Annotated in this window: 1 pseudogene; it reads left to right on the plus strand. The window is 71.1% G+C overall.

Going from position 1 to position 516, the window contains the following annotated elements:
- Positions 1-516 (plus strand): annotated as a pseudogene (locus J1M41_RS12355) (IS5 family transposase); the annotation flags it as partial.

The raw sequence follows: 516 nt of genomic DNA on the forward strand, positions 1-516 counted from the left end.
GGACCTGGCATCGGCGCTTGGCCGAAAAAGGCACATGGGACACGGTGCTGGCCACGCTGACCGCCGCCGCTGACGCCGAAGGCCTGATCGATTGGTCGGTCTCGGTGGACTCCACGATCGCCCGCGCCCACCAGCACGCGACGAACATCACCCGCCACACAGGGGGATGGATCGAACTACAAGAATCCGCGTGAGGAGCCGGCCGATCACGGCATCGGGCGCTCCCGGGGAGGGCTGAGCACGAAGATCCATCAGCTCGTCGATGGGACCGGGCTGCCGCTGGTCAGCCTGATCACCCCCGGCCAGGCAGGGGACTCCCCGATGCTGCTGCCGCTGCTGGGGCGGCTGCGCGTGGCACGGCCGGTAGGGCGGCCCCGGACCCGCCCCGAGGCGGTGCTGGGCGATAAGGCGTACTCCTCCCGGGCGATCCGCACCCACCTACGCGCCCGTGGGATCAAAGCGGTCATCCCCGAACCGGCCGACCAGCAGGGCCACCGCAGACGGCGCGGTGCCCGC

Origin of the sequence: Micrococcus sp. KRD096 (assembly GCF_017168495.1) — a bacterium.
GTDB lineage: Bacteria > Actinomycetota > Actinomycetes > Actinomycetales > Micrococcaceae > Micrococcus > Micrococcus luteus.